This is a genomic window from Marinomonas alcarazii (assembly GCF_003208215.1).
Taxonomy (GTDB): domain Bacteria; phylum Pseudomonadota; class Gammaproteobacteria; order Pseudomonadales; family Marinomonadaceae; genus Marinomonas; species Marinomonas alcarazii.
The window spans coordinates 654,748-670,237 of the sequence record NZ_QKLW01000001.1 but is presented as its reverse complement, the minus strand read 5'-3'; the positions used below and the strand labels follow the sequence as shown (position 1 = coordinate 670,237).

Here is a 15,490-nt window from a genome sequence, read left to right as displayed (position 1 = left end):
TAGACCATTTCGATATTAATAAGTCGTCGTGTCATCCCAGCTCGAGTCGTCATCAACGGAATCATCGTCCCAGCTGGAATCCTCGTCTCCCCAGCTTGAGCCATCATCAACAGAGTCATCTCCCCAACTGGAATCATCATCTCCCCAGCTTGAGCCGTCATCTGCTGCGTCATCACCCCAACTGCCGTCTTCAGATGGCGCTTCTTGAGCTTCTGTGTTTTTCTTCGGCACGTTGCCATCGTAAACGTCATAAGCGCGAGTTTGCAGATAAACGTCTCGAATAAAGCTATAGCGGTCACCAATAATCATGCCTTCGGCATTCAGATAACGCGCACGAGTATCCACGACGTCCAAAGCTAATACGCCTAACGCTTCATCACTGTTTAAATCTAACAGGCCTTTTTCATCGACATAGGTATATTCGATTGCAAATGCCGATCCATCACGGACAGTGGATGGGCCAAAGAATGGCAGCACCAGATACGGCCCAGACGATACACCCCAATAACCAAGAGTTTGACCAAAATCTTCGTCGTATCTTTTCAGTCCTAACTCACTCGCCACATCAAACAGACCAAACCAGCCTGCAGTACTGTTAATTAGAAAACGAAAGCTAGACGATGCTGTCGCATCCCACTTTCCTTGCAGAAGGTTATTGGCAATGTTGCCGATTTCACCTAAGTTAGAGAAAAAGTTACTGACACCTTTTTGAACCGGTGTCGGAGTAACCGCTTTATAGCCTTGGGCAACGGGTTTTAATACAGCACCATCAACCGCATCATTAAAGATAAACATAGAACGGTTAAACCCTTCCCATGGATCTTCTTTGGTTTCTACTGGAACCTGCGCACAAGATTGCACAAGTAATAACATAGCGCCAAAAAGTAAAGTGCCCAGTGTTTTAAACATTTCTTACTTATCCTTATAAACCTACAACCTAGTCACAGAACAAAGCCAATTAATCACTAAACCAGCTTTTTAACCTCACTCCATTGCTTTGCTAAGCGCTTTTCGGAGATAGGTTCCAACGTACCAACAGATTGCGCAAACAAGGAAATACGATATTCCTCTAACATCCAACGGTATTTAACCAATTCTGGATCATAAAGCGCTTTCTCTTCATGGGCTTTTTTCTGTTGTGTGTATTGCAGCCAAAGTGTTTCTAACTGAGACACCGAGGCGTTTTCTTTGTTCAAATGATTTTGAAAGCGTTCCAAACGCACTTCAATCCCTTTGAAGTAACGCGGCAATTGCCCCAACCAAAACAGCGGCGTGTTACCGATAAAACCTGGGTAAATCAGCTGCGCCAACTGCGTCTTAATGTCACCATACACGCGAGTCCAAGGGAGAGGAATATTGCCCTTCATTTTTTTAGCCACGCCTTGATAAGACGACAACACACGATAAAGCTGTGTTGCCATGTCATTTGCGACACTGATTAAACGTGGTTTATGCTCCACTATACAAGACTCAAATTCCTGACGTGTTCTTGGCAAAGGTCGCCCATCTAAAAAGACTTTATCTAATATCGCATTAAGCAAATCGTCGAGCAGTGTTTCTTTTTGACCCAATGGCGAAAAGATCAGCATGGATTCTCGTAAATGCGGTAAATTTTTCTGTAAGTAACGCATGTCTTTACTTAAGGTCAGTTTGAGCAAGGTAATCACGCCTTTGCGATGTGTTTCGACCGCCGTGTTTTTATCGTCAAACATTTTGAGCGCAACACTTTCCCCTTGAGCAACCAATGCAGGAAACGCGGTTACCTTGATGCCCGCTTGTTTGATCTCTTGGCGCTCCGGAATATCCTGATCAGGCCATGCGGTTAAACCTTCTTGCTCGTGTTGTTTAGTACCAAACTTAGCAAAACTTTCTTCCACTAGGTCGCTAAACTGGGTCTGGAGCTGGGCAAGGTTCTTCCCTACTCCAAGCACCTTGCCACGCTCATCCACCACTTCCAAATTCAGAGTCAAATGCGAGTCCAGTTTGTCGGCATTCCATTCATTAAGTGGGATATCAATCAAGGTTTCGCGTTTAATCTGCAAGCTAAGTTGCTCTAATAAATCGCCTTTGTCTTTCGACAAATTAGGGTACACACGCTCAACAAATTGCGGAATCGGCACGAAACGACGACGCAATGCTTTTGGCAATGCTCGTAACAAGGCTTCACAGCGTTCTTTGATAAAGCCTGGCACGGCCCAGCCTAGGTCTTCTAGGCTCAACTGACGCAACAAACCTACCGGCACTTTTAACGTCGCGCCGTCCGTTTCCTGACCTGGGTCGAATTTATAATCAATTGGTAACGCCACGCCATTTAGGCCAAAGGAATCTGGGAACGCATGATCGTCGACACTTACGTCTTGATTAATCAAGTCATCACGGGTCATCAGTAAAGCATCAGGGTCATTTTTAACAAAGTGCTCTAAGCTTTTCAGATTACGCACGTGTTCCGGCAAACGGGCATTATAAAAAGCAAATACCGTTTCATCATCCACCAAAATATCACGCTTACGCAGCTTGGCCTCTTGGGTTTCTAACGACTCAATCAAGGCTTTGTTCTTACGGTAAAACGCCAGCTTGGTGCGAAGTTCGCCTTCCACCAGCCCGGAGCGAATAAAAATTTCGCGGGCTTCTTCAGGATGTACATGGCCATAATCAATACGACGCTTCGCGACGATCACCAAACCGTAAAGCGACACCTGCTCATGGGCCATAATACGGCCTTGGTTACGCTCGAAATGTGGATCGAAATATTGACGTTTTACGAATGGTGCTGCGTATTCCTCAATCCAAGCGGGATCAATTCTCGCCGTCACTCGCGCATACAATTTACTGGTCTCAACCAGCTCCGCAGCCATAATCCATTGAGGTGGCTTTTTAAATAACATGGAACCGGGGAAAATCGATAATTTGCGAGAACGACAGCCAAGCATTTCCTTGCTGTCTTCCATTTTATTAGCGACCTGAGTAAACATGCCTGCCAACAATGAACGATGAATCGCCTCATAATGACGCTCTTCATGCTGAACTTCTTTAAAACCCAGCTGTTTGCAAGCAATCATCACTTGGCGATGAATATCACGCCATTCACGCATACGCATAAAGTTTAAAAACTGCTTACGGCAATACTGGCGTAACTGATTCTGTGACAAGGCTTGGCGTTGTTCCTCGAAACGTTCCCACAAATTTAGGAACACAGCAAAGTCAGAATCTTCGTCCTTATCGACGGCATGCGCTTGGTCGGATTGTGTTTTCTTGTCCTGCGGACGTTCACGAGGGTCTGGAACCGATAATGCGCTGACAATAATCGCTACTTCTTTGAGCACGCTATGTTGCTCAGCAGCAATCAGGATACGACCTAATTTCGGGTCAATTGGTAGCTTAGCAAGCTGACGACCAATCGGCGTTAAACGCTCTTTATTTAATGCGCCAAGCTCCGTTAGGGCACGATAACCATCGTTGATCATGCGTCTTTCTGGCATTTCAACAAAAGGGAATTTTTCAACCGCACCCAGTTTTAAGTTCGCCATCTGCAAAATAACCGACGCCAAGTTGGTGCGGAATATTTCTGGATCCGTAAATTCAGCACGATTGTTAAAATCGTCTTCGTCATACAAACGGATACAAATGCCGTCCGCCACACGACCACATCGCCCTGCTCGCTGATTGGCGCTGGCTTGACTGATTTTTTCTATCGGTAATTGCTGCACCTTGGATCGCACGCTGTATCGGCTAATACGCGCCAAGCCCGGATCAATTACATAACGAATCCCAGGTACAGTTAACGAGGTTTCCGCCACGTTTGTCGATAAAACAATGCGACGACCAGAATGAGACTTGAAAATACGTTGTTGCTCACTAGCACTGAGCCTCGCATACAAAGGCAAAACCTCTGTTCCGCGTAATTCCGCACGGCGAAGAATCTCGGCGGTCTCACGAATTTCACGCTCCCCAGGCAAGAACACCAGAATATCACCCGCTCCACGGTAGCCAGATTGACGTTCTTCCGCGATCAAAAGCTCTACGGCATCTAAAATGCCTTGTTCCATACTTTGATCTTCGTCTAACTCTTCTGAATCAGACTTGCTCAATAAAGGCTGATAACGCACCTCGACGGGATAAGTACGCCCCGACACTTCAATGATTGGCGCATTGTTGAAGTGCTTAGAAAAACGCTCTACGTCGATCGTTGCCGATGTCACTATGACTTTAAGGTCTGGACGCACCGCCAACACTTGCTTTAAATAGCCCAACAAAAAGTCGATGTTTAAGCTACGTTCATGGGCTTCATCTATGATGATGGTGTCGTATTTATAAAGACGTTTATCTTGCTGAATTTCAGCCAACAAAATACCGTCGGTCATCAGCTTAATGAGAGTTTCTTCGTTGCTTTCATCACTGAAACGCACCTGAAAACCAACTTGTTCACCCAAGTTTACCTGCATCTCGTCACTGATACGCTCAGCAACGCTGCGTGCAGCAATACGGCGTGGCTGCGTATGACCAATCTGCCCCGCTATTCCGCGGCCAGCTTGCAAACACATTTTTGGTAATTGCGTGGTTTTACCGGAACCGGTTTCCCCTGCAATAATCACCACTTGGTTTTCTTGTATGGCTTTGATGATTTCATCAGCGCGAGCGGCAACGGGCAAACTCTCGTCATAAGTAATCTTTGGCAAGCGAGACAAACGAGCTTGGTAAAGGGTCTCTGACTGCTCAATGAGAGTATTTAATTCCGTTTGCATACGATCAAAAGGTAAACCTTCCTTTTGACGCTTGCTCAACTGGCTTTGTTTTTGACTTATCAGATGACGATCGCGCGTCATTACGGCATGTGTCGGCATAATAGCTAAACTAGTATCCTTATTGCTTGGCGCAGAGAAAATATTGGCAAGCACAATAACTGTGCAAAGGTCTCTATCTATATAGTTGTAAATTCTAACACCAATCCCAATGAAGGGGTTATAGTGAAAATAATTTGCTGCCATGATCAGCAGCCTCTTCCACACTGCAAAAAAAGGAAATGGTATGTCACATCAAGTATTTGAAGATAACTCTCTTACCATTGGCAATACGCCTCTTGTACGTTTGAACCGCATTGGCAATGGAAATATTTGGGCTAAGATCGAAGCTCGTAACCCTGCTTTCTCAGTGAAATGCCGCATCGGTGCCAACATGGTGTGGGATGCAGAAAAGAAAGGCATTTTGACGAAAGGCAAATCCATTGTAGAACCATCAAGCGGTAATACAGGGATTGCGTTGTGTTTTGTTGCGGCTTCTCGTGGTTACCCTATTACCATCACCATGCCTGCCAGCATGAGTATTGAACGTCGCCAAGTAATGAAGGCTTTGGGCGCAAACATCGTTCTGACTGAACCCGCAAAAGGAATGAAAGGGGCGATTGCCAAAGCAGAAGAAATTGCCCAAGACGACAATTTTGTTTTGTTACAACAATTCGAAAACCCAGCAAACCCTGAAATTCATGAACAAACCACCGGGCCAGAAATTTGGCAAGACACCAATGGCGAGATAGATGTTTTCGTTGCTGGGGTTGGTACTGGCGGTACGATCACAGGTGTTAGCCGTTATATTAAAAACACCCAAGGGAAAGCCATTGTTAGTGTAGCGGTAGAGCCGACTAGCTCCCCTGTTATCACGCAAACAATGAAGGGTGAAGAACCCACTCCGTCACCACACAAAATTCAAGGCATTGGCGCGGGTTTCGTACCGAAGAATCTCGACCTTTCTGTCATCGACCGAGTGGAACAAGTGTCTAACGAAGACGCCATTGCTATGGCAAAACGCTTAATGCGTGAAGAAGGTATTTTGTGCGGTATTTCTTGTGGCGCTGCAGTGGTAGCGGCAGAACGCTTGAGCCAACTTGCTGAATTTAAAGATAAGAAAATCGTTGTAGTATTACCGGATTCTGGTGAGCGTTACTTGTCTACCGCTTTGTTTGAAGGCGAATTCACCGACAACGAATTGGTTCAATAATCTTAGTAACCCCCTCCCAGCCTCCCCCTTATTAAGGGGGAGGAGCGAACAACTTCTCTCCCCTTATGTCTTTCAAGGGGAGAGTTAGGGAGGGAGTAACCTATTAAGAAAAAATCTTAATTAATGGGGCTTTTTAGTACCGTAACGAACCATGTCTTTGCCATTCTCAAACACTTCAGTGGTCACATAACGCCCTAAGACCAGCTGCTGATTATCATCCAGCACTGCTACAAATGGACGGCCATTGGAATTATTCGTCGCCAATGCTACGCCCGATACATTGTTCAAACCCAACCCACCAGCTTCGACCAAACGTAAAAACGTCTCAAGCTCGTCTAAGGTTTCGATTACATCGTTATCATTAATCATTCTTACTACTCTGTTACGCCAATAATCGCGCTAGGATAACAGTTATCGCTGCGTGAGAAAAATAGGAAGCGCTTAGCCTACGCAATTGGGGTTATTTTTGTTGTTTTTACTGGTTTGTGGATTTCACTCAAGACGCAGTGTACAACCTTATTACGTCCCTCTTGTTTCGCCTGATAGAGCAACGCATCAGCCTGTCTAAATGCGTCTTCAATGGTGATGTCTTTACTTGGTGTTAACTCAACTAAACCAATACTCGCTGTCAGATAAGAAGCATTAGCAGGATAGGACTGAGGTATCTGTAGGCCATACAAACCTTGTAAAAAGGCCTCGCACTCTGCAAGTGTTGAACTAATCGGTTTCCCTACCCAAATCATAGCGAACTCTTCACCGCCATAACGAGCACAAAAAAAGCCATGCTTATCAGCCAAAGTCTTCAACAAGCCAGCCACCTGAACTAGGCAGTCATCGCCTGCCTGATGACCATAAAAGTCATTAAGACGCTTAAAATAATCTAAGTCCATCATTGCTAGGTTTAGACTAAGCTGCCCCTCAATCGCCTCAGACCATGATGCTTCTAAATGCTCATCAAAAGCACGTCGATTATGAATATCGGTCAGACTGTCAAATCGTGCTAGCCGTTCTACGGCTTCCTCGGCAAGTTTACGCTGCGATACATCCTGATGAACAATCACAATAAAGCGCTCATCATCTAAATCAAATGGCGTACAACGCATTATAAACCAGCGTTTTTCAGTCGGAGTATGGCAAGGGTATTCAATTTGAAATTCGTTAGTCTCACCTTTTATCAGATCACGAATGCCTTGAGCGACATCAGCACCAAAGCCATCGTCTCCAGATGAGCCATCACAAACCGTTAGATAATTGATTGAATCCCATTCTATCGAACTTTTTTTCTGCCCGCTTCCTGTGCCAAAGTTACACCAACTTTTATTAACGTAAACAATATTGCCTTGGGAGTCGATAACCGCTAGCTGACTTGCTATTGAGTCTATGACTGCTTTTAAAAACTCGATAGAGCCATGCACTGGCTTTACTCCTTGCAAGATAAATTCAAAGCCCTAGAGACTACTAATTTAACATGGCTAAATTCGTTATAAGGGGGGCGTTATTGAATCAAAATATAGACTTTAAACACAAGCAAGTAAAACAACAATTATGCCTATATTGGTTTCCACTTTACATTGCCATCGCAGGCGAATACCAAAGAGAGCCCCATAAATGAGATCAAACGATAGTGACTTCGCCTATTGTGTCTTATAAGGGTTCGTTGACTTTGATCTGACACACCACTTCGCCACCTTCAAACACACACAACTCGCCTTCTTCCATTTGTTGCCATATTTCGTCGTGGGTTAGAGGTTGTGTCGTGATGACAGTGACAACGTCTTTATCTGTGGTGACTTCTTTAAAATCCACTATGACATCTTCGTCAGAAAGAGTCGCTTTTTTAAACGGTGCTCGGCGGGTAATCCAATGTAATTTAGTGGTACAAAAACAGTATAAACGCACACCATCAGAGAGCATCATGTTAAACACGCCCATGGTTTTAAGGTGCAAAGCCAATTCTGAAAGCGCTTCAGATACCTCAGATAACGTGGGCTCTAGATCACCAAAACGTGTTTGCAATTGCTCTACAATCCAGCAAAATGCTCGCTCTGAGTCAGTACTGCCTAATGGATGGTAATGCTCTATTGGCAAGGATTCAGACGATTCTAATTGACCATTATGAGCGTAAGTCCAAGTCTTTCCCCACAGAAGACGGTTAAATGGGTGAGTGTTTAATAGACTCACTGCGCCGACATTTGCTTGGCGAATATGGCTAATCACGATGTCGCACTTTAATGAGGTATTACTGATGACTTCCGCCATGTCTGAATCGGCACTTGGTCTTGGGTCATGGATCGCCCAAACATAGCCATCTCGGTACATAGCCATTCCCCAGCCATCTTTATGAGGACCCGTCCGTCCACCACGAGCACGTAAACCAGAAAAACTAAAACAAATATCCGTTGGCACATTTGCACTCATGCCCAATAACTCACACATCGTTTACATCATCTCTTTGATAGGATTTAGATTTCTTTAAGCGTCGATACAATAAAATACCGCCCACTATTATGATTATGCCGCCAATGTTTAAGGCCGCGTATAACATCCATTCTTTGGAAGAAAAGCTATCATTTTTATTGGCAGCATCACTGACGCTCGCGTCTTTAGTTGGCGCACTGGATTCAGAAGCAAGTGACGCAGATTCTTCCGTTTCATCCACGACAGAGATAGCGGGAGGAAGGAAAACCGGCATAACGTTTTTATCCACCGTCGCCGCCGAGATAAGTGCTGTCCCTTCGTTACTCGCACCTGCCAAACTGACAACAGGGGCATCATTACCTTGTCGGCTCAGCTGCCACTCTGGCGTCCAGTATTCAAAGCTTTCGCCGTTTTGATCCACACCAAGCAATTCAGCACGTACTTTAATATTATCATCTGGCGCAACTGGAATGATCATCTCCCAATAGCCTTGGCCCACTAATGGCATTTCTTCTATCTTGCTGGTGCCATTATTGTAAGTCAGCTCTAGCCTGATGTTGGATTGTAAAACATCCAATCTCAAATTAACGGGTAATGCAGTAAAGGATACAAGGTTACCACCAGACTTTTTCCCTTTGAATTCAATGGCTGGATGAACAGTAAAATATTGACTCACCTGCCGAGAGAAGGTTTTACCATCAACTACGCTCACCAGTTCATAGCGACCAGGCTCTATCGTGCCCTGCAGCGTTTGCTTAAAGCTTTCTTCTCGTAAGGCCAATTGACGAGAAAAAACCGATTCTTTTTGCTCCCCGCTTAATCGCATTAAGCGTTGCTCTACGTTCAGTAAATTAAGCACTTTCGCGTCTTTGATACGCGTATTTTGTTGCAACAAGCCAACTGTCGAGCTGATCGATTCACCTTGAAACACAACAGGTGGAATATCGGAAGTATATAAACCAATATCAGTAATGACCCTGACACTGCTACGCTCTAGATCGACATTATTGATTGTCCACTCCCCAGCGAGAGGCGCACGAATCGTTAACAAGGTGTAATGGTCTGATTTCGCCACCGAAGTGCCACTGTCATTGTTCAATGACTGCAGTACGCCATCTGGCCTTATGATACGAGGCTGAATCTCACCATCGTGGAACACAACAAGGGTAAGTTCTTGAATATCCTCATCGACTAAAAAGCGATTACCATCTAAAGGTAATTCATCCGAAGGAGAAGCTTGTGCAAAAATACGATCGAAAGTGTCTAGCAAATCTTCAGGAATAGCGACTTCTGTATGGGAGGCGTTGGTTCTTAGAGAAAGCGACTCAAGCAGCGCTTTATCCGTATAACCCGTCATTGATATGGTATGAAGATGAATACCGCGGTCTTCTAACTGAGGGGTTAGCTCATTAAGGATTCGATCTCGAGAGGCTTTGTTTACCGCTTCGTCTAAACTGATATCGACCATGCCATCGGTAACCAAAATCCAGTGGCGATTAAACCCCGGCTCCAGAGCACCACCATCTGGTGTCTCTAGCAATAACTTAATAATGGATTCTAAGTCAGTTTTAACATCTTGGGTAACGTAGCTGTTCACGTAACTTGAAAGCTTCGCTTTCGTGGCTTGATTCACGGTGGATTCGGGCAATAACACCCGTGCTTCCTCCCCAAACAACCAGACGCCTAATGTCGCTTCCTCTTCTGGGGCTAGGTTGGAAATAAGACGCAGCGCTTCCGACGTTAGCTTATCAGGGTCACTGATCAGCATACTACCAGAAGCATCTACAATAACGCGGAATTGGGTATCCGCCTGACTAAACGGCGTAACGAAAGAGAAAACAGCCGCTAACAACACAGTATTTATTTTCAACCACTTCACGCTTGCGAACTCCTTGAACTACTTTACTTTGCTGAATTTAGCGACCATTCGCCTCATTAGGTTATGTCATAAGGCTCCGGCATGCCATGCACCCACTTAATAATGTGGGTTTCCCAATCTTCTTCGTCTACAGATTCTTCGTTCACCGCATAATGACTCACCGTCAGACCTTGGCGAATCATTTCTTTATGACTGCCTACGACCAAAGGGTGCCAGTTTGGCAAGTCTTTGGTTTCATGCAATACACGGTAACTGCAGGTATCTGGTAACCAATGAAACTCATCGAGTTGATCAGGAGTTAACGTAATGCAAGTAGACACTTTTTCTTGTCGAGTCTCATACACCTTACACTGGCATGAGCCAATATTCAGTTGGTGACACGATAAATTGGTATAAAAAACCTCTTCTGTCTCATCGTCTTGTAATTTTTGTAGGCAACATTTCCCACAGCCATCACAAATCGACTCCCACTGTGCAGGAGACATTTTCTCCAGCGCAGTGGTTTTCCAAAAAGGCTCGTAACGCTTTGCAATCATTCTTTTGACCCAAATAGTTAGTAAACAGCTTCCGTTGGTGTTTTATACAAATCCAACAAATAGTCATCTTTCGCTGGGGGTAACTGCAAATAAAAACCTTTTTCTCGAATGCCTTCAATCACTTTTTCTGGCTTTGCGCGAGCCAATTTACTTTCTTTGGTTAACAACATAGTCATGGCACTGATGCCTTTACCAAAGCGTGTCATTAGCTCTTCTGGGATGTCTTTCAGTCCTTTGCTTTTTTCGACATACAAGTACATTCCATCATGTTTACTGGAACGAAATACTTCTACGATTAAATGCTGTTTCATAGTTTTCTCTTGGCGATTTCACGCCATATTAGGACTTTTTAAATTTCTCAAGCACTGGGTTAACAATAACATCGCGACGCCAGCCGTTAAGTGCAGGGTTCTGCCAATCGACCTCCGTACCGTCAAACAAGTGACGCACTAAAGGGTCCAACAGTTTACGCTTCATCATGGCTTCTGGTGCAATATTTAATGCTTCTGCTTTCTGACGAACAAACGCTTTAATCGCCTTGGTTAGCTCTCCGGCCTGTGAAGGCAAAGGAATTTCCAGTGGCAATTGGTATTCGTCTTCTGACAGCTCATTGACTAGAGCCACATTCTGCAAGATCACATCACCATACAAACGGTGCTGACGACCTGTAATTTCTTCCGCTTCAGACACCGCTTTATTGTGTGTCGGCATGGTTTTCCCCAAAGACCATAGTGTACGATCTTTCAGAATCTGTCCTTTGGGGACATTTTCCTTGCGAGCTTGCTCATCGCGCCAAATAAACAGCAGACGCAATAAAGTTAAACCTGCTGGAGACAAGCGCCATGCCGTTTTCACTCCACTCCAGTTTTGCTCTGGATCAGAGTTCATCTGATACTGCCACTTCAATGATTCACAATCTTCCATGACCCATTCAAGCATATTTTTCTCTTCTAAACGGGCAATCTGCATCGGATACACTTTGGCCAAATACACCACATCTAATGCTGCGTAACGTTTTTGCGCATCGGTCAGAGGTCGCTGAACCCAATCAGAACGCGTTTCATCTTTCGCTACTTCAATTTTCAGGTACTCGTGAATTAGCTTCACATAGCTTAATGACCATTGAGCACTGGCGTAGGCTTCACCAATTTGAGTATCGTAAAACGGCGCGGGCAATACTCCCAACAAACGATCAAAAACATCCAAGTCTTCCGAACAAGCGTGGAAAACTTTCATTACCGAAGGGTTCACCATCAAGTCACGAAGAGGTTCCCATTCGTCAATGCTCAGAGGGTCAATCAGTACAGCTTTCTCGCCTTCGCTGATCTGAATTAGCCCCGTAATTGGAAAATAGGTTGTGCGACGAATAAATTCTGTATCGACAGCGATAACCGGCAACTCTGCCCAGTACTTACACCAACTGGCCAGCGATTCATTGTCTGCAACCCATACAATATTCAGGGCATCATCATTCAGAGCATCATCTTGATCATTCATACTAGAGTTTTTTCCGTCCCTCTAGCGCTAAAGCCAGAGTATTTCCATCAACGTATTCCAGCTCGCCACCCATAGGGACACCATGAGCAATTCGACTGACATTGATGTTTAATGTTTTTAATTTCTCAGCGATATAATGGCAAGTGGCCTCACCTTCTACCGTCGAATTCGTCGCTATAATCGCCTCTTCAACCTGATTATGTTGAACCAAGGTTTCTAAACGATCTAAGCCTAATTCTTCTGGACCAATACCATCAATCGGTGATAAATGCCCCAGCAAAACAAAATAGCGCCCAGAGAAGCTACCTGCAGATTCGATAGCAACAACGTCTGCAGGCGTTTCAACAATACACAAATGCTTTGCATCACGTTCTGGGTCTGTACAAATCTGGCACTCTGTCTCTTCCGTCAGAGTACGGCAGCTTGAACAGCGCCCGACTTTGTCGAGCGCCTCACGCAATGCATTGGCAAGCCTATCCGCCCCTTGATGATCACGTTCTAATAAATACAACGCCATCTTTTGAGCCGATCTAGGCCCAACGCCAGGCAAACAACGTAATGATTCCATCAACTCTTTAATTAAGGGACTAAACAAAGCTTACTCCTAGAAAGGCATCTTAAAACCAGGTGGTAAAGACATACCTGCTGTCGCTGCCGCCATTTTTTCTTTTTGAGACACTTCGATATTGCGCACAGCATCGTTTACCGCCGCAGCAATTAGGTCTTCTAACATTTCTTTGTCATCACCAAACAAAGAGTCGTCAATTGAAACGCGTTTAACATCGTGACGGCCTGTCATCAATATTTTAACAAGGCCAGCACCTGCTTGACCTTCTACTTCCATGTTAGCGACTTCTTCTTGCGCCTTCTGCATGTTTTCTTGCATCTGCTGCGCTTGGCGCATCATGTTACCCATTCCACCTTTAAACATAACGTTTGCTCTCCAATTTTAAGCTTTAACTTTAACCGTATCGTAAACCAACTGTGCGCCCATCGTTTCCGACAAGGCTTGTACAATCGGATGTGAATTTAAATGTTCTATTGCTACCTGCAAAGCTTCTGCCCGCTTGCTGGCCGCAAATTCTTCTGCAGTGACCCCAGAGGTGTCTTCCACAGTATCGATAATCAAGGGCACTGTCATGCCAAAAAAGTCACTCAGCGCGCCTTGTATTTGTTCATACCTAACTTGATTCAGCATGTGCCCGTATTCTAACGGCACTTCTAAGCGAATCCCTTGGTCATTTGCATCAACCAAGCTGGAGTTCATTAAAATATTTTGCACCAAACCTGTCAAAGGCAGACGCGGCGCAACCAACCACCAGAGCTTCATTGTTAATTCGTTATAATGATTCAAGCTTGGCATCGGCATTCCCAGCGCAGGCTGAGCAATAACATCCGGCACCTTAGCTAAACGAGTATCTGGCTCTTTGCTTTCTTCCGTCGCTGGCTCTTCAACAGGTTCCGCACCCAACGCATCAACCAAGTCTGCCGCCGGATTAAAAGGATCAGCGACATCGGCGATTGCTCGCTCTTCCGCTTCCTCTTCGTCCTCATCATCGTCAATGTCATCCTCTGCTACTTGCGCAAACTTTTCTTCACTGATGACAAAAGGCTTAGGGTCAATTTGAGGCTGATCACGGCTTTCTGGTTGCGCTTCTGCTTCTTGCTCTGCATCCACAGACGTGACTGAACCAGTCGATTCTGCGTCAACCGTTTCAACAGAAGCTTCTGTGTTCTCTTCAACAGGAGTGTCTAATTCGGGAGCGTCTTCCCAAGGTGGGCGCTCTTCTGGCGTTATTGGCGGCACAGGCTCTTGCTCAACAACCTGTTCTACCGGCTCAGTTACCACATTTTCTGGCTCAACCGATGGTGTTTTTTTTTCCATGGTCGGCTGTGGCGAATACTCTGGCGCAGCATCGTTATCCATCGTTTCTGCAGCCACCACTGGCGGTGCATTATGACTGACGACCATAGGCGGTGCAGGACGAAACGCGATCAACCTCAGCATAAGCATTTCGAAGCCAGCGCGAGCTGAGTGAGCTAAATGTAAATCACGTCGGCCAATCAACAGGCTCTGATACATCATCTGTATTTCTTCAGAAGTTACGCTGGTCGCAATATGTTGAATACGAGCCAAATCACCTAGTTGATCCGTTAAAGCGCCAGGCACTTGTTGCTCTATTGCCACACGGTGTAAAACATCAAGCAAGCTGCCACAAATCGCACTAAAATCTGGCTGATAATCGGCAAGCTGCTCTATTCGCGTCAATACTTGCGCCGCGTTTTTAGACGCAACACTTTCTAGCAAATCCAATACTTGTGCTTGATTCACCAAGCCCAGCATAGCCGTCACACCAGATTCCGAAATCGTGCCATTGCCAAAAGCAATCGCCTGATCCGTCAAACTTAAAGCGTCACGCATACTGCCGTTTGCCGCTTGGCCGATTTGCCACAGTGCTGGCTGGTCAAAATTCACTTGCTCGGTATTAAGTACAGTTTGCAAATAATCCACGACACGTTGCGGGGACATATTTTTGAGGTTGAACTGCAAACAACGAGACAGAATAGTCACTGGAAGCTTCTGTGGATCAGTCGTTGCAAGCAAAAATTTGACGTGCGCTGGCGGCTCTTCAAGGGTTTTTAATAATGCATTGAAGGAGTGAGTCGACAGCATGTGCACTTCGTCTATTAGGTAGACTTTAAAACGGCCACGAGTTGGCGCGTATTGCACGTTTTCTAGTAATTCGCGGGTATCTTCTACTTTAGTACGCGATGCCGCATCCACTTCAATGAGATCAACAAAGCGACCCTCAGCGATCTCTCGGCAACTATCACAAGTCCCACAAGGCTCAGGAGAAATACCGTTGGTTTCACAGTTCAGACACTTAGCAAAAATGCGCGCAATGGTGGTTTTACCAACACCGCGAGTTCCAGTAAACAAATAGGCGTGATGCAAACGCTGTTGGCGTAAGGCATTCACCAACGCTTGAAGTACATGGTCTTGCCCAGCCATTTCAAGAAAAGTCTGCGGGCGCCATTTTCGTGCGAGTACTTGGTAGCTCATGCAATCCAATCTAATGATTATTAAGGCTGTGTAGCACAGCGTTTGATTGTTTAACCATACTGCATTTAATGCAGACGGTTATATAATTTGCTGAATTTTAAGCTT

13 protein-coding genes are annotated in these 15,490 nt (G+C 45.2%); 1 reads left to right on the top strand and 12 read right to left on the bottom strand.

Features of this window, described 5'->3' with window-relative positions:
• Window positions 1-15 precede the first annotated feature (15 nt).
• The gene (locus DFP75_RS02925; RefSeq protein ID WP_110572053.1) at window positions 16-909 is read right to left on the bottom strand and encodes an MlaA family lipoprotein; all 894 of its coding nucleotides are present in this window, start codon (window positions 907-909) and stop codon (window positions 16-18) included.
• 56 nt (window positions 910-965) lie between these two features.
• Window positions 966-4,841, bottom strand: coding sequence for an ATP-dependent RNA helicase HrpA (gene hrpA / locus DFP75_RS02920; protein ID WP_110572819.1), 3,876 nt, complete (start codon window positions 4,839-4,841; stop codon window positions 966-968).
• Between the two features lie 184 nt (window positions 4,842-5,025).
• Here hrpA and cysK point away from each other — a divergent pair, with 184 nt between their 5' ends.
• Complete coding sequence (gene cysK / locus DFP75_RS02915; protein ID WP_110572051.1) at window positions 5,026-5,991, top strand: cysteine synthase A; 966 nt, start codon at window positions 5,026-5,028, stop codon at window positions 5,989-5,991.
• A gap of 120 nt (window positions 5,992-6,111) precedes the next feature.
• Here cysK and DFP75_RS02910 read toward each other — a convergent pair whose 3' ends face one another.
• From DFP75_RS02910 to dnaX, 10 genes are all read right to left on the bottom strand, one after another.
• Complete coding sequence (locus DFP75_RS02910) at window positions 6,112-6,360, bottom strand: hypothetical protein (protein WP_110572049.1); 249 nt, start codon at window positions 6,358-6,360, stop codon at window positions 6,112-6,114.
• Window positions 6,361-6,437: 77 nt separating this feature from the next.
• The gene (locus DFP75_RS02905; protein ID WP_137169603.1) at window positions 6,438-7,406 is read right to left on the bottom strand and encodes a sensor domain-containing diguanylate cyclase; all 969 of its coding nucleotides are present in this window, start codon (window positions 7,404-7,406) and stop codon (window positions 6,438-6,440) included.
• Between the two features lie 229 nt (window positions 7,407-7,635).
• Window positions 7,636-8,427, bottom strand: a complete 792-nt coding sequence (locus tag DFP75_RS02900) for a class II glutamine amidotransferase (RefSeq protein ID WP_110572045.1) — start codon at window positions 8,425-8,427, stop codon at window positions 7,636-7,638.
• Entirely contained in the window at window positions 8,420-10,288 is a 1,869-nt protein-coding gene (locus DFP75_RS02895; protein WP_110572043.1) for a VWA domain-containing protein, read from the bottom strand. The genes DFP75_RS02900 and DFP75_RS02895 overlap by 8 nt, the downstream gene beginning before the upstream one ends.
• Window positions 10,289-10,344: 56 nt before the next feature.
• Window positions 10,345-10,824 carry a YcgN family cysteine cluster protein gene (locus tag DFP75_RS02890; RefSeq protein ID WP_110572041.1) on the bottom strand — a complete coding sequence of 160 codons (480 nt, stop codon included), beginning with the start codon at window positions 10,822-10,824 and terminating at the stop codon, window positions 10,345-10,347.
• 17 nt (window positions 10,825-10,841) lie between these two features.
• Window positions 10,842-11,135: a YcgL domain-containing protein gene (locus DFP75_RS02885; RefSeq protein WP_110572039.1), complete on the bottom strand. Its 294-nt coding sequence runs from the start codon at window positions 11,133-11,135 to the stop codon at window positions 10,842-10,844.
• A gap of 28 nt (window positions 11,136-11,163) precedes the next feature.
• On the bottom strand, window positions 11,164-12,321 hold the full coding sequence (rnd, locus tag DFP75_RS02880) for a ribonuclease D (protein ID WP_110572037.1): 1,158 nt from the start codon (window positions 12,319-12,321) through the stop codon (window positions 11,164-11,166).
• 1 nt (window position 12,322) lies between these two features.
• Window positions 12,323-12,916, bottom strand: a complete 594-nt coding sequence (gene recR / locus DFP75_RS02875) for a recombination mediator RecR (protein ID WP_110572035.1) — start codon at window positions 12,914-12,916, stop codon at window positions 12,323-12,325.
• A 9-nt stretch (window positions 12,917-12,925) separates the two neighbouring features.
• Window positions 12,926-13,252, bottom strand: a complete 327-nt coding sequence (locus DFP75_RS02870) for a YbaB/EbfC family nucleoid-associated protein (protein ID WP_110572033.1) — start codon at window positions 13,250-13,252, stop codon at window positions 12,926-12,928.
• An 18-nt stretch (window positions 13,253-13,270) separates the two neighbouring features.
• Entirely contained in the window at window positions 13,271-15,385 is a 2,115-nt protein-coding gene (gene dnaX, locus DFP75_RS02865; RefSeq protein ID WP_110572031.1) for a DNA polymerase III subunit gamma/tau, read from the bottom strand.
• Window positions 15,386-15,490 lie beyond the last annotated feature (105 nt).